Annotated in this window: 17 protein-coding genes and 2 pseudogenes; all 19 read left to right on the plus strand. The window is 61.5% G+C overall.

What is annotated here, in order from left to right:
• Positions 1 to 257 precede the first annotated feature (257 nt).
• A pseudogene (locus tag KTQ42_RS24020) lies at positions 258 to 458 on the plus strand (IS5/IS1182 family transposase); the annotation flags it as partial.
• 293 nt (positions 459 to 751) lie between these two features.
• Positions 752 to 969, plus strand: a pseudogene (locus KTQ42_RS17495) (IS5/IS1182 family transposase); the annotation flags it as partial.
• A 200-nt stretch (positions 970 to 1,169) separates the two neighbouring features.
• The gene (locus KTQ42_RS17500) at positions 1,170 to 1,853 is read left to right on the plus strand and encodes a PEP-CTERM sorting domain-containing protein (RefSeq protein WP_217346626.1); all 684 of its coding nucleotides are present in this window, start codon (positions 1,170 to 1,172) and stop codon (positions 1,851 to 1,853) included.
• A 342-nt stretch (positions 1,854 to 2,195) separates the two neighbouring features.
• The gene (locus KTQ42_RS17505) at positions 2,196 to 2,534 is read left to right on the plus strand and encodes a hypothetical protein (protein WP_217346627.1); all 339 of its coding nucleotides are present in this window, start codon (positions 2,196 to 2,198) and stop codon (positions 2,532 to 2,534) included.
• 88 nt (positions 2,535 to 2,622) lie between these two features.
• Positions 2,623 to 3,297, plus strand: coding sequence for a PEP-CTERM sorting domain-containing protein (locus tag KTQ42_RS17510; RefSeq protein WP_217346628.1), 675 nt, complete (start codon positions 2,623 to 2,625; stop codon positions 3,295 to 3,297).
• Between the two features lie 235 nt (positions 3,298 to 3,532).
• Positions 3,533 to 4,258 carry a transposase gene (locus KTQ42_RS17515; protein WP_217346629.1) on the plus strand — a complete coding sequence of 242 codons (726 nt, stop codon included), beginning with the start codon at positions 3,533 to 3,535 and terminating at the stop codon, positions 4,256 to 4,258.
• A 152-nt stretch (positions 4,259 to 4,410) separates the two neighbouring features.
• The gene (locus tag KTQ42_RS17520; RefSeq protein ID WP_217346630.1) at positions 4,411 to 9,099 is read left to right on the plus strand and encodes a glutamate synthase-related protein; all 4,689 of its coding nucleotides are present in this window, start codon (positions 4,411 to 4,413) and stop codon (positions 9,097 to 9,099) included.
• Positions 9,100 to 9,155: 56 nt separating this feature from the next.
• Positions 9,156 to 10,619: a glutamate synthase subunit beta gene (locus tag KTQ42_RS17525; RefSeq protein WP_217346631.1), complete on the plus strand. Its 1,464-nt coding sequence runs from the start codon at positions 9,156 to 9,158 to the stop codon at positions 10,617 to 10,619.
• A gap of 399 nt (positions 10,620 to 11,018) precedes the next feature.
• Positions 11,019 to 11,822: an ABC transporter ATP-binding protein gene (locus KTQ42_RS17530; RefSeq protein ID WP_217346632.1), complete on the plus strand. Its 804-nt coding sequence runs from the start codon at positions 11,019 to 11,021 to the stop codon at positions 11,820 to 11,822.
• On the plus strand, positions 11,819 to 12,601 hold the full coding sequence (gene mlaE / locus KTQ42_RS17535; RefSeq protein WP_217346633.1) for a lipid asymmetry maintenance ABC transporter permease subunit MlaE: 783 nt from the start codon (positions 11,819 to 11,821) through the stop codon (positions 12,599 to 12,601). The genes KTQ42_RS17530 and mlaE overlap by 4 nt, the downstream gene beginning before the upstream one ends.
• A 20-nt stretch (positions 12,602 to 12,621) precedes the next feature.
• Positions 12,622 to 13,098 carry an outer membrane lipid asymmetry maintenance protein MlaD gene (gene mlaD, locus KTQ42_RS17540; protein WP_217346634.1) on the plus strand — a complete coding sequence of 159 codons (477 nt, stop codon included), beginning with the start codon at positions 12,622 to 12,624 and terminating at the stop codon, positions 13,096 to 13,098.
• Entirely contained in the window at positions 13,095 to 14,015 is a 921-nt protein-coding gene (locus KTQ42_RS17545; RefSeq protein ID WP_217346635.1) for a VacJ family lipoprotein, read from the plus strand. Before mlaD ends, KTQ42_RS17545 begins: the two co-directional genes overlap by 4 nt.
• A gap of 57 nt (positions 14,016 to 14,072) precedes the next feature.
• Complete coding sequence (locus KTQ42_RS17550) at positions 14,073 to 14,708, plus strand: ABC transporter substrate-binding protein (protein WP_217346636.1); 636 nt, start codon at positions 14,073 to 14,075, stop codon at positions 14,706 to 14,708.
• Between the two features lie 2 nt (positions 14,709 to 14,710).
• The gene (locus tag KTQ42_RS17555; protein ID WP_217346637.1) at positions 14,711 to 14,971 is read left to right on the plus strand and encodes an STAS domain-containing protein; all 261 of its coding nucleotides are present in this window, start codon (positions 14,711 to 14,713) and stop codon (positions 14,969 to 14,971) included.
• Between the two features lie 178 nt (positions 14,972 to 15,149).
• The gene (locus tag KTQ42_RS17560; protein ID WP_217346638.1) at positions 15,150 to 16,055 is read left to right on the plus strand and encodes an ABC transporter ATP-binding protein; all 906 of its coding nucleotides are present in this window, start codon (positions 15,150 to 15,152) and stop codon (positions 16,053 to 16,055) included.
• Positions 16,052 to 16,807 (plus strand): ABC transporter permease, encoded by a 756-nt coding sequence (locus KTQ42_RS17565; RefSeq protein WP_217346639.1) that lies wholly within the window; start codon positions 16,052 to 16,054, stop codon positions 16,805 to 16,807. The genes KTQ42_RS17560 and KTQ42_RS17565 overlap by 4 nt, the downstream gene beginning before the upstream one ends.
• A 56-nt stretch (positions 16,808 to 16,863) precedes the next feature.
• Positions 16,864 to 17,100: a BolA family protein gene (locus KTQ42_RS17570; protein WP_194714388.1), complete on the plus strand. Its 237-nt coding sequence runs from the start codon at positions 16,864 to 16,866 to the stop codon at positions 17,098 to 17,100.
• Positions 17,100 to 18,353, plus strand: coding sequence for a UDP-N-acetylglucosamine 1-carboxyvinyltransferase (gene murA, locus KTQ42_RS17575; protein WP_217346640.1), 1,254 nt, complete (start codon positions 17,100 to 17,102; stop codon positions 18,351 to 18,353). The genes KTQ42_RS17570 and murA overlap by 1 nt, the downstream gene beginning before the upstream one ends.
• Positions 18,350 to 18,997 carry an ATP phosphoribosyltransferase gene (hisG, locus tag KTQ42_RS17580; protein ID WP_217346641.1) on the plus strand — a complete coding sequence of 216 codons (648 nt, stop codon included), beginning with the start codon at positions 18,350 to 18,352 and terminating at the stop codon, positions 18,995 to 18,997. The genes murA and hisG overlap by 4 nt, the downstream gene beginning before the upstream one ends.
• The last annotated feature ends 7 nt before the right edge of the window (positions 18,998 to 19,004 follow it).

Genomic DNA, 19,004 nt, shown 5'->3' on the forward strand with positions numbered 1-19,004 from the left:
AACGATGCGTTTTAAAGACAAGAAAGCCCACTAAGCTCAGCGGGCTTTTTGTAGTGGGTGCAGCCTATTCAGGCTGCGCTGAAAAACCGTTTTGGCCGAGTCTGCATGCGGGTGAGGCCGTGGCATTTGCAAGGTACGGTTGGTGTCATATTCATTCCCCTGCAAATTTTGATGAGGCCGAAATGGACCCGAGTCATCATTCCGGAAAGGCCGCATCGGCACAACGACAAGATTTCTACTTCCGGGACCACCTCAATCTGAACCATCCGCTCATCGTGCTAGCGAAGCTAATCGACTGAAATGCCATCGACCAGGTCGTCTATGAGGCCATGGTGCCATGGTGCCCCAAGCATCGTGGCCCGCCCTTGCGGCCGCGCCTGGTCGCAGGTCTGCTCTACTTGCAACACACCTTCGATCTAGCCGATGAAGAAGTCGTGTGGGGCTGGGTAGAGAATCCGTCTGAGCGCGCCGGGAAACCGGCAAGGTGCAGGTAGTTAAAGTCCACTGCGATGAAGGTTTAGCGAACCACATCGGCCCCGAGCCGTGCGTGGTTGCCCGTGAGCGCGGCTACTAAGCGTCGGTAGGAGTGCATATAGGCCAGCCATGGAGCCACGAAATGGTTTATTTCCAGGATGCCGACGTACTTCAGTATGCGGAAGTCAATACGTACGGGCGTGCTATCGCCATTGTCTGACGGTCCGGCGTGGTCGAAGGCCCTGGCATGGCTTGGTGAACTGCTGGGCGCACCCGCCGCATCCTGTAGCAACGGCCCAAAGACAAGAACAAGCTGTCTGCGTTGCATGCACCAGAAGTCGGGTGCATTAGCAAGGCAAGGCGCGCGTGCGCTACGAGTTTGGCGTCAAGGGGTTGATCGTGGCGACGTTGAAGGAGGGCCTGGTGGTCGGGGCGCGCTCCATGCCGGGCAATCCCTACGATGGCTACACGCCGCACGAAGCGCTGGAGCAGCTTCGAGGCTCGCAACAATGGTTAGCGATAGGGAGGGACACAACAAGCCCCTCAATTCTGTCGAAAATTCTTACAGAAAACATTTTTAATAAGAAATATTTGTTTTAAGTAACTGTTTATGAAGAGAATTATTTACTGGAACAAACATTGCTTACAGAATGCATTGATCAGATAAACAATCACCACCTTACAGGGAAACGAAAATGAACATCTCGAAAATCAAAAATGTCTTGGCTACCGGCGGTTTCGTTCTCGCGTCGCTGGCAGGAAGCACTGCAGCAAACGCCAGTGTAATTTACGAGTTTTCTAACGCAGGTCTGTATGGCACTACCAGTGCAAACGCGACCGGAATTTTTGCAACGGCAGAGTTCACTGATGTTGTAAACGGCGTGCAGTTAGTAATGAAGGTGCTCAGCAGTCTTAGTCCTAGCCAGTATGTAAATGACTGGGCCTTCAACCTGAACACCACAGGTAATACGTCAATCAGCACCGTTACTTCAAAAGGAGGCGTCAGCGCGCCGACAGTTACGAAGACGCTCGATAACGACAGCTTTGGAAACGCGAGCAACAGCGGCTTATTCGATCTCGTTTTCAATTTTGCCGCTTCCGGCTCTAACAAGGATCTCAGCCAGAATGGGTCGTCAACCTATTTGATCACAGGCACGAATCTTAGCTCGGACGACTTCCTCATTGCGAACAGCAAGAATATTTATGCGTCCATTCAAGTCGAAGGAGGCAATACGAACAATACCTATATCCGACAGGTCAATTCGGGTGGCGTCGCGAGCGCCGCCGTGCCTGAGCCGACCATGGTGGCACTGATGGGTCTCGGTCTGCTGGGCTTCGCTGCAGCACGCCGTAAGTCAGCAAAAACCAAGAACGCATAAAAGCCCTACCTGCATGTTTGAAGCCCGTCACGAGCGGGCTTTTTTTCGTTTGTTAGTCCAAACTTGTTTATTAGCGCAGGTTGCTATTGAAGTCGCACCAACCATGACCGGTCTTCACTTGCTGGTCGACAGCACCGGCATCAAGATGCCATAACTAGGCCGGTAGGAAGCCAAGCTCTGTCTTTACCTTATTTATGCAACAAAGCCTATCGAAACTGAATCGCATTTGCCGTGATGCACAAGATGGCGGCGCCACTATCAAGGCGCTGGCTGCACGAAAGATCGAGGTGATCGTGCTACAGCCTGGGGAAACTCGACCTGATATCGAGTGCGAGCAAACTGATGTTGGAGATGCTGGCGGCGGTTACCGAGATGGAGTGGGATCTGCTGGTGGCGCGAACACAGTCTAGCCTGGCCATGGCGAAGACAGCGAGTAGGGCACTCGGGCGTCCATCGAAGACTAGCACTGAGCAACGCACGGTGATTACCGCAGATCACGCGGCTAGCGTGCGTGTAAGTGAGCTGGCGCGTCGGTTTGCCGTTTCTCGGGCCAACGTCTTCAGCATCGTAAAGCCGCTGAATGAAGATGCAGTCGATAATCACCTTTCACAATTGATGAAACCGCACTACAAAAAAATTCTGTCGAGAAACTTTACACCATCAGGTTCTAACAATACTTGATTCTCAGTAAGTGTTTGAAAAGAAACGAAAAAAGTTTCTGGCATGCAAAATGCTAATCTGTGGACAAGATCACTCACCGGAGCCAAGCATGAATGCATTCAAATTTGTCCGTCCCATGGCACTTGCTGCCGCCCTTCTCTGCAGCGCCACAGCGGCGAATGCGTCGTTGGTCTACACCCTGATGGATTACTCCAACAGCGTTAAGCAGCAAAACGTTTCTCTGGGCACCGTAACATTGACGGGGTCTACGAACGAAGTCGATGTCACTGTTTCGGTGAACCCTAACTATTTTGTAGAGACGGGCTCGCATTCCTTGTTTGCGTTTAATTTGGCTTCCTTGGATAGCGGCTATACATTCACTGATATTTCACCGCTTGTGCCTAATGGCGGCACCAACAATACCCCTGCTCCACTGTTTACCGTAAACAAACAAAATGTTACCCAGCCAGGATTCGGTAACTTTACGTACGCTGCCGATTGTGTGCTGTGCGGCAATGGCTCGAGCAATGCGCAATACACCACGATTTCCTTTACAGTGCACGGGAACGGCATTACCGAAAGCAGCTTCCTGGCAAATGCCAACGGTTACCTTTTCGCGACTGACATCTATGACACCACAACGAGGCTGACTGGTTTGATCGGTTCGAAAGGCACGGAAGGCGGCGGAGATGGCGCGGGCAATGTGCCTGAACCAGGAACAGTCGCGCTGCTTGGCTTGGGCCTGTTTGGTTTTGCAGTAGCACGCCGCAAGTCTGTAAAGTAATCTGGCAAGAGGAATGAGAAAAGCCCGCCAAGTGCGGGCTTTTTTACGTCTCAGCAAAAGCAAACTGTTAACAAACGAACGTTTATAAGCTGGTAACAATGCGTCATCATCTGCGCGTTGGTTACATGCGTATCAATTGCGCGTGGAAGAGCAGCGCCAACAAATCCCAAGCACGCTGTAAACAGCATTCCCAAGTCAGTACAATGTCGGCTCCCCAACCGGCACGCCTGCTTCCATGGCCCGACTCCCCCGACTGGTAATCCCCCAGCAAACCCACTACCTCAGCCAGCAGGGTCACGACCGCCAGCCGGTGTTCCGTGACAGCGACGACTACATCGCCTATCTCGCCTGGCTGCGCGAGGCCAGCTGGAAGTTTGGCGTTGCCCTCCATGCCTACGTGCTGCTGCCCGAGAGCATCGACCTGCTGATCACGCCATCAGACGAGGAGGGACCGGGCAAGATGATGCAATGGATAGGCCGCTACTACGTGCCGTACTTCAATCGCAAGTACAAGCGCAGCGGCACCCTGTGGGGCAGCCGTTACCAGGCCACCGTGGTCGAGGCGCAGGGCTGGTTCCTGGAATGCTGCCGCTATATGGAAATGCGCCCGGTTCTGGAAAGCGCAGCGGCGGAGCCGGTGGATTACCGCTGGTCCAGCTATGCCCATCATGCCGGCATACAGACAGACCCAATGCTGACCGACCATCCTCAGTACTGGCAGCTGGGCAATACCCCCTTCGAACGCGAGGCCGCTTACCGGCAGAAAATGGAGCGCGGCATGTCCCGCACGGAGATTGACCATATCGGCGCCGCAGTACGCGGCGGCTGGCCGCTGGGCTCTAAGGAATTCAAGCAGGAACTCGAAAAGCGCACACAGCGTCGGATGTCGCCCGGCCGCAGAGGCAGGCCTCCAGCAGAGATGTCGTTGCAATCTAGAAAGACAAACAAGCCCGACACCTGACCGTTTGCACTGCCTTGACTCTGTCCCCAATTAAAATGACCCGGCATAAGGCATATTTTTAATTGCACTCTGACCCTAATTTTTCTCATTGAACTATCTGATTCTTTGCACTATTCTGCACGGTCAATTCTTATCAGCAGTGGAGAAACCCCATGCACGCGCAAGGTCTATACGATCCAGCCAATGAACATGACGCCTGCGGCGTCGGTTTCATCGCCCATATCAAGGGCAAAAAAAGCCATTCCATCGTCGAGCAGGGTCTGCTGATTCTGAAAAATCTCGATCACCGCGGTGCGGTAGGCGCAGACAAGCTGATGGGCGACGGCGCCGGCATCCTGATCCAGATTCCTGACCAGTACTATCGTGAAGAAATGGCCAAGCAGGGCGTAACGCTGCCGCCGCCCGGCGAATACGGCGTCGGCATGGTGTTCCTGCCCAAGGAAAGCGCCTCGCGCATCGCCTGCGAACAGGAAATCGAGCGCGCAGTCTTGGCCGAAGGCCAGGTTGTGCTGGGCTGGCGCGACGTGCCGGTCGACATCGACATGCCGATGTCGCCCACCGTGCGCGAAAAAGAGCCGGTGATCCGCCAGATATTCATCGGCCGCGGCCAGGACATCATGGTGACCGACGCGCTGGAACGTAAGCTCTACGTGATCCGCAAGTCGTCCGGCCACGCGATCCAGGCGCTGAACCTGTTGCACGGCAAGGAATTTTTCGTGCCCTCAATGTCGGCCCGCACCGTGGTCTACAAGGGCCTGCTGCTGGCCGACCAGGTTGGCGTGTACTACCGCGACCTGCAGGACGAGCGCTGCATCTCCGCGCTGGCCCTGGTGCACCAGCGCTTCTCCACCAACACCTTCCCGGAATGGCCGCTGGCCCACCCGTACCGCCTCCTGGCGCACAACGGCGAGATCAATACCGTCAAGGGCAACTTCAACTGGATGCGCGCCCGCGAAGGCGTGATGAAGTCGGCCGTGCTGGGTGACGACCTGAAGAAGCTGTTCCCGCTGATCTATGAAGGCCAGTCCGATACCGCCTGTTTCGACAATGCGCTGGAACTGCTGGTGATGTCGGGCTATCCGATTCCCCAGGCCATGATGATGATGATTCCCGAAGCCTGGGAAAACCACACCCTGATGGACGACAACCGTCGCGCCTTCTATGAATACCATGCGGCGATGATGGAGCCGTGGGACGGCCCGGCCGCGATGGCCTTCACCGACGGCCGCCACATCGGCGGCACGCTCGACCGCAACGGCCTGCGTCCGGCCCGCTACATCGTCACCGACGACGACTTCGTGGTGATGGCGTCCGAGTCCGGCGTGCTGCCGATCCCGGAATCCAAGATCATCAAGAAATGGCGCCTGCAGCCGGGCAAGATGTTCCTCATCGACCTCGACGCCGGCCGCATCATCGACGACAAGGAACTGAAGGACACCTACGCCAACGCCAAGCCGTACAAGCAGTGGATCGAGTCGGTCCGCATCAAGCTCGACGACCTGGAAGCCGACGCCGCCGCGCCGCAGGCCGACGTGCCGCTGCTGGACCGCCAGCAAGCCTTCGGCTACACCCAGGAAGACCTCAAGTTCCTGATGTCGCCGATGGCGGTGCAGGCCGAGGAAGCCACCGGCTCCATGGGCAACGACTCGCCGCTGGCCGTCATGTCCAACAAGAACAAGACGCTGTACCACTACTTCAAGCAGCTGTTCGCGCAGGTGACCAATCCGCCGATCGACCCGATCCGCGAAGCGATGGTGATGTCGCTGGTGTCCTTCATCGGCCCCAAGCCCAACCTGCTCGACACCAACAACATCAATCCGCCGATGCGGCTGGAAGTCTCGCAGCCCATCCTGGACTATGCCGACATCGCCCGCCTGCGCGATATCAGCAGGCACACCGGCGGCAAGTTCCGCTCGCATGAGCTGGACATCTGCTATCCGCTGGCATGGGGCAAGGAAGGCATCGAGGCGCGCCTGGCGTCGCTGTGCGCGCAGGCCGTGGACGCGGTGCGTTCCGGCCACAACATCCTGATCATTTCCGACCGCCGCGTGAGCGCCGAGAACGTCGCGATCCCGGCGCTGCTGGCCACCTCCGCCATCCACCTGCACCTGGTCAGCAAGGGCCTGCGCACCTCCACCGGCCTGGTGGTGGAAACCGGTTCGGCCCGCGAGACGCATCACTTCGCGCTGCTGGCCGGCTATGGCGCCGAAGCCATCCATCCGTACCTGGCGATGGATACCCTGGCCGAGATGGCGCGCGGCCTGCCGGGCGACCTGTCGGAAGAAAAGGCGATCTACAACTTCCAGAAGGCCGTCGGCAAGGGCTTGATGAAGGTCATGTCCAAGATGGGCATCTCGACCTACATGTCCTACTGCGGCGCGCAGATCTTCGAAGCCATCGGCCTGAACAAGGCGCTGGTGGACAAGTACTTCAAGGGCACCGCGTCCAACGTCGAGGGCATCGGCGTGTTCGAAGTGGCCGAGGAAGCGCTGCGCCTGCACCGCCTGGCCTTCGGCAATGACCCGATCCTCGCCAACGCGCTCGACACCGGCGGCGAATACGCCTACCGCGTGCGCGGCGAAGACCACATGTGGACGCCGGACGCGATCGCCAAGCTGCAGCACTCGGCCCGCGCCAACAACTTCAGCACGTACAAGGAATACGCCCAGATCATCAACGACCAGTCGCGTCGCCACATGACCCTGCGCGGCCTGTTCGAGTTCAAGCTCGACCCGACCCGTGCGATCCCGCTGGAGGAAGTCGAGCCGGCCAAGGAAATCGTCAAGCGCTTCGCCACCGGCGCCATGTCGCTCGGCTCGATCTCGACCGAAGCCCACGCCACCCTGGCGATTGCGATGAACCGCATCGGCGGCAAGTCCAACACCGGCGAAGGCGGCGAGGACGAGAACCGCTATCGCCAGGAACTGAAGGGCATCCCGATCAAGCAGGGCGATACCCTGGCCTCCATCGTTGGCAAGGAACAAATCGAAGTCGACATGCCGCTGCTGCCGGGCGACTCGCTGCGCTCGAAGATCAAGCAGGTGGCATCGGGCCGCTTCGGCGTCACCGCCGAGTACCTGATCTCGGCCGACCAGATCCAGATCAAGATGGCGCAGGGCGCCAAGCCCGGCGAAGGCGGCCAGCTGCCCGGCCACAAGGTGTCCGAGTACATCGCCAAGCTGCGCTTCTCGGTGCCTGGCGTGGGCCTGATCTCGCCGCCGCCGCACCATGACATCTACTCCATCGAAGACCTGGCGCAGCTGATCCACGACCTGAAGAACGTCAATCCGCAGGCATCGATCTCGGTCAAGCTGGTGTCGGAAGTGGGCGTGGGCACCGTGGCCGCGGGCGTGGCCAAGGCCAAGGCCGACCACGTGGTGGTGGCAGGCCATGACGGCGGCACCGGCGCGTCGCCGCTGTCCTCGGTCAAGCATGCCGGCACGCCGTGGGAACTCGGCCTGGCCGAAACCCAGCAGACGCTGGTGCTGAACCGCCTGCGCAGCCGCATCCGCGTGCAGACCGACGGCCAGATCAAGACCGGCCGCGACGTCGTGATCGCCGCGATGCTGGGCGCCGATGAAGTGGGCTTCGCCACCGCGCCGCTGGTGGCCGAGGGCTGCATCATGATGCGCAAGTGCCACCTCAACACCTGCCCGGTGGGCGTGGCCACGCAAGACCCGGTGCTGCGCAAGAAATTCACCGGCAAGCCGGAACACGTGGTGAACTTCTTCTTCTTCGTTGCCGAGGAAGCGCGCCAGATCATGGCGCAGCTGGGCATCCGCACCTATGACGAGCTGATCGGCCGCACCGACCTGCTGGACAAGTCGCGCGCCGTGTCGCACTGGAAGGCCAAGGGACTGGATTTCAGCCGCATCTTCCATCAGCCGGAACTGTCGGACGACATTCCGCTGTACCAGGCCGAGTTCCAGGACCACGGCCTGGAGTCGGCGCTGGACCACAAGCTGATCGCGCAGGCCAGGCCGGCGCTGGAAAAGGGCGAGCGCGTGTCCTTCATCACGCCGATCAAGAACCTGAACCGCACCGTTGGCGCAATGCTGTCGGGCGAAGTGGCCAAGCGTTACGGCCATGAAGGCCTGCCGGATGACACCATCCACATCCAGCTGCACGGCACCGCGGGCCAGTCGGCCGGCGCCTTCCTGGCGCGCGGCATCACGCTGGACCTGGTGGGCGAGGGCAACGACTATGTCGGCAAGGGCCTGTCGGGCGGCCGCATCGTGGTCCGTCCCAACACCGAGTTCCGCGGCCGCGCCGTGGACAACATCATCATCGGCAACACCGTGCTGTACGGCGCGATCGCCGGCGAAGCCTTCTTCAACGGCGTGGCCGGCGAACGCTTCGCGGTGCGCAACTCCGGCGCGGTGGCCGTGGTGGAAGGCACCGGCGACCATGGCTGCGAATACATGACCGGCGGCACCGTGGTCGTGCTCGGCACCACCGGCCGCAACTTCGCAGCCGGCATGTCGGGCGGCATTGCCTACGTCTATGACGAGGACGGCGACTTCGCGAAGAAGTGCAACATGTCGATGGTGGCGCTGGACGGCGTGCTGTCGGCCGCGGACCAGGAAGCCAAGATGCCGAAGGCGACCTGGCACAGCCAGCTGCGCGGCGGCGAAGGCCAGACCGACGAGGCGATCCTGAAGGGCCTGATCGAGCGCCACTTCAAGTACACCGGGAGCACCCGCGCGCGGGCCCTGCTGGACGACTGGTCCAATGCCCGCGGCAAGTTCGTCAAGGTGTTCCCGACCGAGTACAAGCGGGCGCTGGGCGAAATGGATGCGGCGCGCACCGCCAGGCAAGCCAAGGACAAGGTTCCGGCTTAACGATCAACAATCCCGCGCGGCACGACGCCGCGCGGTTGACGAGGTGAGTAAAACAAATGGGTAAAGTAACCGGCTTTCTGGAATTCCAGCGTATGCAAGAAGCGGCCGAACCATCGACCGCGCGCATCAAGCACTACAAGGAATTCACTGTCCGCCTATCGGACGACCAGGCCAAGGTGCAGGGCGCGCGCTGCATGGACTGCGGCATCCCCTTCTGCAACAGCAGCTGCCCGGTCAACAACATCATTCCCGACTGGAATGACATGGTCTACCGCGGCACCTACCGCGAGGCGCTGGACAACCTGCATTCGACCAACAACTTCCCGGAGTTCACTGGCCGCATCTGCCCGGCGCCCTGCGAGGCCGGCTGCACGCTGAACATCAACAACGACCCGGTGGGCATCAAGTCGATCGAGCATTTCATCATCGACAAGGGCTGGGAAAACGGCTGGGTGGTGCCGCTGCCGGCCGAGAACAAGACCGGCAAGAAGGTCGCCGTCGTCGGTTCCGGCCCGGCCGGCATGGCCGCGGCCCAGCAGCTGGCCCGCGTCGGCCACGATGTGACGGTGTTCGAGAAGAATGACCGGGTCGGCGGCCTGCTGCGCTACGGCATTCCGGATTTCAAGATGGAGAAGTCCCATATCGACCGCCGCGTCGAGCAGATGAAGGCCGAAGGCGTGACCTTCCGCACCGGCGTGCTGGTGGGCAAGGACTTCCCGGCCAATGTCACCAACTGGGCCAAGGAAACCATCTCGCCGGAACAGTTGAAGGAAGAGTTCGACGCGGTGGTCATCGCCGGCGGCGCAGAGCAGCCGCGCGACCTGCCGGTGCCCGGCCGCGAACTGGCCGGCGTGCATTTCGCGATGGACTTCCTGCCGCTGCAGAACAAGGTCAATGCCGGCGACAAGCTGAAAGACCAGATCAAGGCCACCGGCAAGCATGTGGTCGTGATCGGCGGCGGCGACACCGGTTCCGACTGCGTCGGCACCTCCAACCGCCATGGCGCGGCGTCGGTCGTGCAGTTCGAACTGCTGCCGCAACCGCCCGAGCAGGAAAACAAGCCGCTGGTATGGCCGTACTGGCCGACCAAGCTGCGCACCTCTTCCTCGCATGAGGAAGGCTGCGAGCGCGACTGGGCCGTGGCCACCAAGCGCCTGGAAGGCAAGAACGGCAAGGTCGAGAAGCTGATCGCCGCCCGCGTCGAATGGAAGGACGGCCGCATGCAGGAAGTGCCGGATTCGGAATTCGAACTGAAGGCCGACCTGGTGCTGCTGGCCATGGGCTTCGTCTCGCCGGTGCAGCAGGTGCTGGATGCCTTTGGCGTCGACCGGGATGCCCGCGGCAATGCCCGCGCCAGCACCGAGGGCGATACCTGCTACAAGACTTCGGTCGACAAGGTCTTCGCCGCCGGCGACGTGCGTCGCGGCCAGTCGCTGGTGGTCTGGGCGATCCGCGAAGGCCGGCAGTGTGCCCGCGCCGTGGACGAGTTCCTGATGGGCGCATCCGTACTGCCGCGCTGATACGGCCGCCGGGATGTCAGAAAAGCCTGCGCAAGCAGGCTTTTTTTCCTTTCCGAAACAGTTTGCTGGACGGTAAAAGCAGCTTGGCCGCAGGAAAGGTTATAATCCGCCGGATTTGCTGTCGAGTCAGTGGATTGTTGCAATCAGAAAATTTGTCATTTTCAAGGACTTTGTTCCAGAAAGCGTCACTACCTTCGCTTGTCTGAAGTTGCCTGGCGCAGGGACACACCAGGCATGTGATGCCTTACTGGCATGCATGAAATACGGTTAAGTTTACTTTTTGCAACAACATGTGTTCCCTTTGGTAAGCAACATTCTGCTCGCCAGCGTTACCTGGCGCTCCAAGCCGGAGCGGCTTTCTGCTCTACAATCACGTATTTTTAAATTCCGCCACGACCCGTGCCCAACCTCGTAGAAATCCGCGACCTGCATTTTGCCTATGGAGACCGACCCATCCTGTCCGGGCTGGAAATGGATTTCCCGCGCGGCAGGGTGATTGCGGTGATGGGCGGCTCCGGATCGGGTAAAACCACCATCCTGCGCCTGATCGGCGGGCAAATTGCTCCCACCCGTGGCGGCGTCATGCTGGACGGCAGGGCGGTCGATACCCGCAACCAGGCAGCGCTCTACCAGATGCGCCGGCGCATCGGCATGCTGTTCCAGCATGGCGCCCTGTTCACCGACCTCACCGTGTTCGACAACGTGGCTTTCCCGCTGCGCGAGAATGCCGACCTGCCCGACGAACTGCTGCGCGACCTGGTGCTGATGAAGCTGCATGCGGTCGGCCTGCGCAATGCGGCCATGCTGAAACCCGCCGAGATTTCCGGCGGCATGGCGCGCCGGGTAGCCCTGGCGCGGGCGGTGGCGCTGGACCCGCAGCTCATCATGTACGACGAGCCTTTCGCCGGGCTCGACCCGATCTCGATGGGCGTGACCGCCAACCTGATCCGCCGCCTGAACGATGCACTGGGCTCGACCTCCATCCTGGTCTCGCACGATGTGCACGAATCGTTTTCGATTGCCGACTATGTCTATTTCCTGTCGCAGGGGAAAATCGTCGCCCATGGCACGCCGCAGCAGATGCTGCAATCGAGCGACCCGTATGTGAAGCAGTTCGTCCATGCCGAGGCCGACGGCCCGGTGCCTTTCCATTACCCCGGCCGCAGCCTGGCCGACGATCTCGGCCTGGGAGCGCGCCCATGATCCTGGCCTTCCTGTCCGCCATAGGACGCAGCGTGCGTGAATTCGTGGTCAACCTTGGCTACGGCACCCGCACCTTCTTCGCGGTGCTGGGCGCGTCGGGCGGCCTGCTGCGCCGTTTCCGCCTGATTACCGACCAGATTCATTTCATCGGCAATTATTCGCTGGTCATCATCAGCGTGTCCGGCCTGTTCGTCGGCTTCGTGCTCGGCCTGCAGGGCTACTACACCCTCAACAAATACGGATCCGAACAGGCGCTGGGCCTGCTGGTGGCGCTGTCGCTGACCCGGGAACTGGGGCCGGTGGTGACCGCGCTGCTGTTCGCCGGCCGCGCCGGCACCTCGCTGACGGCCGAAATCGGCCTGATGAAGGCCGGCGAGCAACTGGCGGCGATGGAAATGATGGCGGTCAATCCGCTGCAGCGGGTGCTGGCGCCACGCTTCTGGGCCGGCGTGATCGCCATGCCCATCCTGGCCGCGATCTTCAGCGCCGTCGGCATCCTGGGCGGTTACGTGGTTGGCGTGCTGTTGATCGGCGTCGACGAGGGCGCTTTCTGGTCGCAGATGCAGGGCGGCGTCGATATCTTCAAGGACATTGCCAATGGCGTCATCAAGAGCATTGTGTTCGGCATAGCGGTGACGTTCATCGCGCTTTATCAGGGGTATGAAGCCCGCCCGACGCCGGAAGGCGTGGCCCGCGCCACCACGCGGACCGTGGTGATCGGTTCGCTCACCGTGCTGGCGCTGGACTTCCTGCTCACGGCGCTGATGTTCAATACATAACGGTTTCGAAGGGTGTAAGCATGCAACGTAAATCTCTGGATGTCTGGGTTGGCCTGTTCGTGGTACTGGGCGCGGCTGCCTTGCTGTTCCTGGCCCTGAAGGCCGGCAACATGAGTTCAATCTCGTTCGCCAAGACCTATGACGTGACGGCGCGCTTCGACAACATCGGTGGCCTGAAGCCTGGCGCGCCGGTCAAGAGCGCCGGCGTGGTGGTCGGCCGGGTCGACAATATCGGCCTGAACGGCAAAACCTTCCAGGCGGAAGTCAGGCTGAAGATGCAGAGCGGCTACGCGTTTCCGAAGGACAGTTCGGCCAAGATCCTGACCTCCGGCCTGCTGGGCGAGCAATACATCGGCCTGGAGCCGGGCGGCGACACCAACAATCTCGCCCAGGGCGACCGCATCACCATGACGCAATCCGCGATCGTGCTGGAAAATCTGATCAGTCAATTCCTCTTCAGCAAGGCTGCTGAAGGGAAAGAGGAACAAAAACAATGAATACCCTGGGCCGTTCCCTGCTCGCGCTGAGCATGGTCACCATCCTGTCCGGCTGTGCCACCACGAGTACTACCGATTCCGGCTCCGCCGCAAGAAATCCGGTGGACCCGTTCGAGAAGTTCAACCGGACCATGTTCACCTTCAACGACAAGGTGGACCAGTATGCACTGAAGCCGGCGGCCACCGCCTACAAGCGCGTGGTGCCTTCCTTCATGCAGACCGGCGTCTACAACTTCTTTGGCAACCTCGCCGATGTCTGGACCGCGGTCAACAACCTGCTGCAGGGCAGGGTGGCCGACGGCGTCTCGGACGTGATGCGCTTCACCATCAATTCCACCTTCGGCATCGCCGGCCTGATCGACATCGGCAGCGACGCCGGCCTGCCCAAGCATAGCCAGGACTTCGGCGCCACGCTGGGCGTCTGGGGAGTGCAGTCCGGGCCTTATGTGGTGTTGCCGCTGCTGGGTTCCTCCACCGTGCGCGACTCGGCGGCGCTGCCAGCCGATTTCGCCGGCAATCCATGGACCTACGTCACGCCCGACGCCACCCGCTACTTCGGCACCGCGCTGCGCGTGATCGACCTGCGTGCCGGCGTGCTGGACGCCTCCAACCTGATCGAGGATGCCGCGCTGGACCGCTACGAGTTCATCCGCGACGCCTATCTGCAGCGCCGCGCCGGCAAGATCAGCAGCAACCGCGAGCGCGGCGCCGACTCGGTGTACCGCGCGCTGCCCGACGACGATGAGCTGGATTCGAAAACGGACAATGGTTCGTCATTGAATGGCGGTTCGGCAGCCCCATCTGCGGAACCCGCGACCAAGGGCGATGCCCAACAGGAAAAGGCGCCGGCCGCACCTGCCGCCAACGGCAGCCAGCCGGCTTTCATTCCCGCCCCCGACGGGAACCTCCCTAAGTAATCGTGACGGCGCGCGGGCAGGCATGCCGCCGCCACTGTCAATTTCAGGAAAAAGATCATGTTTAAAAAATTCATCGCAATTCTCACCCTTGGCATGCTCAGCTTCACCGGCGCCGCCGTCGCGCAGGAAGCGCCCGACGTCTTCATCAAGCGCATCAGCCAGGAAGTGCTGGAAACGGCCAAGAGCGACAAGGACATCCAGAGCGGCAACCAGCAGAAGATCCTGGACGTGGTGCAGAGCAAGATCCTGCCCAACGTCGACTTCCAGCGCATGACTGCGCTGGCCGCCGGCCGTTACTGGCGCGAAGCCACGCCGGACCAGCAGAAGCGTCTGACCGAGGAATTCCGCGACCTGCTGGTCTACACCTATGCCGGCGCGATCGCCCAGATCCGCGACCAGCAGCTGGAATTCAAGCCGATGCGCAACGACCCGTCCGACACCGACGTGGAAGTGCGTTCGCAGGTGGTGCAGCAGCGCGGCGAGCCGATCCAGCTCAATTACCGCCTGGCCAAGTCCGGCAATACCTGGAAGATCTATGACCTGAACGTGCTCGGCGCCTGGCTGGTGGAAACCTACAAGGGCAACTTCGCCAGCGAAATCAGCAAGGGCGGCATCGACGGCCTGATCAAGACTTTGGCAGAGCGCAACAAGAAGCTGTCGGCCAATGGCATCGCCAAGAACGCGAAGTCCTGAGCATGTACCAGCCGGCCGAATCCCTGACCCTGGCCGAGGCCAGGGCCGCACTGGGCGCGGGGCTGCAGGCCATTGCCGGCGGCCAGACCGAGATCGACCTGGCGCGCATGTCCACGGTCGATTCCTCGGCCGTTGCCACTCTCCTGGCCTGGAAGCGGGCGGCGGCGGCGCGCAATGCGCCGCTGGCGCTGCGCAATGCGCCGGCCAGCCTGCGCAGCCTGGCGCAGCTGTACGGCGTGGCTGAACTCCTGCAATTGTCCTGAGCGTTTGCGCGGCCCGATGCGGGCAGGCGTCATGCCGTCCGCATTCTCCGGGCAAACGGGCTGCCGGCTGCCTCCCGCACCTCGTCCAGAGTGCCTGTGCGGAAATCCCCTATAATCAAGCCCTTTCACCGGCCGGCTTTTCCTGCGCCGGTTCATCCGCAACAACAATGAAGCCCGCATGGCCGCCATTCAGATAGACCAGGTAAAGAAACGCTACGGCACGCTGCAAGCCCTGGGCGGCGTCACATTCTCCATCGAGGAAGGCGAGTTTTTCGGATTGCTGGGGCCCAACGGCGCCGGCAAGACCACGCTCATTTCCATCCTGGCCGGCCTGAACCGCGCCGATTCCGGCAGCGTGAAGATCATGGGCCACGACGTGGTCCGCGATTACCGCCAGGCGCGCCGGCTGCTCGGCGTGGTGCCGCAGGAACTGGTGTTCGATCCCTTTTTCACCGTGCGCGAAACCCTGCGCATGCAGTCCGGCTATTTCGGGCTGAAGAAGAACGATGACTGGATCGACGAGATCATGCACAACCTCGACCTGACCAACAAGGCCGATGCCAACATGCGCGCGCTGTCCGGCGGCATGAAGCGCCGGGTGCTGGTCGCGCAGGCGCTGGTGCACAAGCCGCCGGTCATCGTGCTCGACGAGCCGACCGCCGGCGTCGACGTCGAACTGCGCCAGACGCTATGGAAGTTCGTCTCGCGCCTGAACCGGGAAGGCCATACGGTGGTGCTGACGACGCACTACCTGGAAGAGGCGCAGGCGCTGTGCAACCGCATCGCGATGCTGCGCGGCGGCAAGGTGGTGGCGCTCGACTCCACCGCCGCGCTGATCCGCCGCATTTCCGGCTCGCAGCTGGAAGTGCAGCTGACCGGCGAATTTCCCGGCTCGCTGGCGCCGCTGCTGTCCCATCCGGCCGAGCCGGGCAGCAACAAGTATGTATTCCGCATCGCCGACTATGCCGATGTCGAGCCGATACTCGCCACGCTGCGCCAGAACGGCGCGCAGATCGAGGACATGCAGCTGCATCAGGCCGATCTGGAAGATGTGTTCATTGAAATCATGGAAGGCAGCAAATGACGGGCTTTCGCACGCTGTTCTACAAGGAAGTCTTGCGCTTCTGGAAGGTCGCCACGCAAACCCTGACCGCGCCCATCGTCACCGCCATGCTCTACCTGCTGATCTTCGGCCAGGTGCTGGAAGGCCGGGTCGAGGTCTATCCGGGCGTGACCTATACCGCCTTCCTGGTGCCGGGCCTGGTGATGATGAGCGTGCTGCAGAATGCCTTCGCCAATTCCTCGTCGTCGCTGATCCAGTCCAAGATCACCGGCAACCTGGTGTTCATTCTGCTGCCGCCGCTGTCGCACTGGGAAATGTTCGGCGCCTATGTGCTGGCGGCCATGGTGCGCGGCCTGGCCGTTGGCCTAGGCGTGTTCGTCATCACCGCCTGGTTCGCCCACCTGTCCTTCGTGGCGCCGCTGTGGATCTTCGCCTTTGCGCTGCTGGGCTCGGCGATCCTGGGCACCATGGGCCTGATCGCGGGCATCTGGGCCGAGAAATTCGACCAGCTGGCCGCCTTCCAGAATTTCCTGATCATGCCGGCAACCTTCCTGGCCGGCGTGTTCTATTCGATACACTCGCTGCCGTCTTTCTGGCTGGCGGTGTCGCATGCCAATCCGTTTTTTTATATGATTGACGGCTTTCGCTACGGTTTCTTCGGCCATTCCGACGTGGCGCCCGGCATCAGCTTTGCGATCGTGACCACCTTTTTCGTGGTGCTCGCCGGCGTTGCCATCACCATGCTCAAGAGCGGCTACAAGCTGCGCCATTGATCATTGAACACACCACGATGCGCTCGACCATCATCAACCTCAACAAGGCAGAAATCATGTTGCCCACCCCTGAGCTCGTGAAGAGCTATATCGCCGCCGGCCTGGACTGCACCCACCTGGAGGTCGAAGGCGACGGCCAGCATTTCACCGCCGTCATCGTCTCGCCGGCCTTTGCCGGCAAGCGCCTGATCCAGCGCCACCAGCTGGTCTATGCGGCCCTGGGCGACCGCATGCGCGAGGAAATCCACGCCTTATCGATGAAGACGCTGACCCCTGACGAATTTCAAACGTAATGCAAAAACTGTTAATCACGGGCGGCAAGCGCCTGGCTGGCGATATCGCCATTTCCGGCGCCAAGAATGCGGCGCTGCCCATCCTGTGCGCCGGCCTGCTGACGGCCGACACCGTGCAGCTGTCCAACGTGCCGCGCCTGCAGGACGTGGCCACCATGCTGAAACTGCTGCGCCAGATGGGCCTGCGCGCCGAGGAAGAGGGCGATCGCATTGCTCTGAACGGCGGCCGCATCGACAAGCTGGAAGCGCCCTATGAAATGGTGAAAACCATGCGCGCCGCCATCCTGGTGCTGGGACCGCTGGTGGCGCGCTTCGGCGAAGCCCGCGTCTCGCTGCCGGGCGGCTGCGCCATCGGCTCGCGTCCGGTCGACCAGCACATCAAGGGCCTGCGCGCCATGGGCGCCGAGATCCAGATCGAGGCCGGCTATATCCATGCCCGCGCCAAGAAGCTCAGAGGCGCGCGCATCGTCACTGACATGATCACCGTCACCGGCACCGAGAACCTGCTGATGGCCGCCACCCTGGCCGATGGCGAGACCGTACTGGAAAACGCCGCGCGCGAGCCGGAAGTGACGGATCTCGCCAACCTGCTGGTGGCCATGGGCGCGCAGATTTCCGGCATCGGCACCGACCGGCTGGTGATCCAGGGCGTGCCCAGCCTGCATGGCGCCTCGCATGCGGTGATCCCCGACCGGGTCGAGACCGCCACCTTCCTGTGCGCGGTGGCTGCCGCCGGCGGCGATGTGACGCTGACCAACGTGCGCACCGACATCCTCGATGTCGCGCTCGACAAGCTGCGCGAAGCCGGCGTGGTGCTGACCACCGGCCCGGACTGGATCCGCGCCCAGATGGCGGCACGGCCCAGGGCAGTGAGCTTCCGCACCACCGAATACCCCGGTTTCCCGACCGACATGCAGGCCCAGTTCATGGCGCTGAACTGCATCGCCGAAGGCAACAGCCGCGTCACCGAAACCATCTTCGAGAACCGTTTCATGCATGTGCAGGAAATGAACCGCTTGGGCGCCTGCATCGGCATCGAGGGCCATACCGCGATCATCGAGGGCGTGCCGCAACTGGTCGGCGCGCCGGTGATGGCCACCGACCTGCGCGCCTCGGCCTCGCTGGTGATCGCCGGCCTGGCCGCCCGCGGCGAAACCCTGGTCGACCGCATCTATCACCTCGACCGCGGCTACGACCGCATGGAAGTCAAGCTGTGCGCCGTCGGCGCCGATATACAGAGGGTGAACGGATGAAGCGCCAATTAACGCTGGCCCTGTCCAAGGGCCGCATCTTCGAGGAAACCCTGCCATTGCTGCAGGCGGCCGGCATCACGGTCACCGAAAACCCGGAAACCTCGCGCAAGCTGATCCTGCCGACCAACGACGAGGCGCTGCGGGTGATCATCGTGCGCGCTTCCGACGTGCCGACCTATGTGCAGCATGGCGCCGCCGACTTCGGCGTGGCCGGCAAGGACGTGCTGCTGGAGCATGGCGGCGAGGGCCTGTACCAGCCGATCGACCTCAACATCGCGCGCTGCCGGATGTCGGTGGCGGTGTCGGCCGGCTTCGACTATGCCAGCGCGGTGAAGCAGGGCGCGCGGCTGCGCGTGGCCACCAAGTACACCGAGACCGCGCGCCAGCATTTCGCCGCCAAGGGCGTGCATGTGGACCTGATCAAGCTGTACGGCTCGATGGAGCTGGCGCCGCTGGTCGGCCTGTCGGACGCCATCGTCGACCTGGTCAGCACCGGCAGCACCCTGAAGGCCAACCACCTGGTCGAAGTAGAGCACATCATGGATATTTCCTCGCGCCTGGTGGTGAACCAGGCCGCGCTGAAACTGAAGCGCGAGCGCCTCCAGCCCATCATCGACGCCTTCGAGCAGGCGTCGAAACGTTAACCCATCC

Source organism: Noviherbaspirillum sp. L7-7A (genome assembly GCF_019052805.1).
GTDB lineage: Bacteria > Pseudomonadota > Gammaproteobacteria > Burkholderiales > Burkholderiaceae_D > Noviherbaspirillum_A.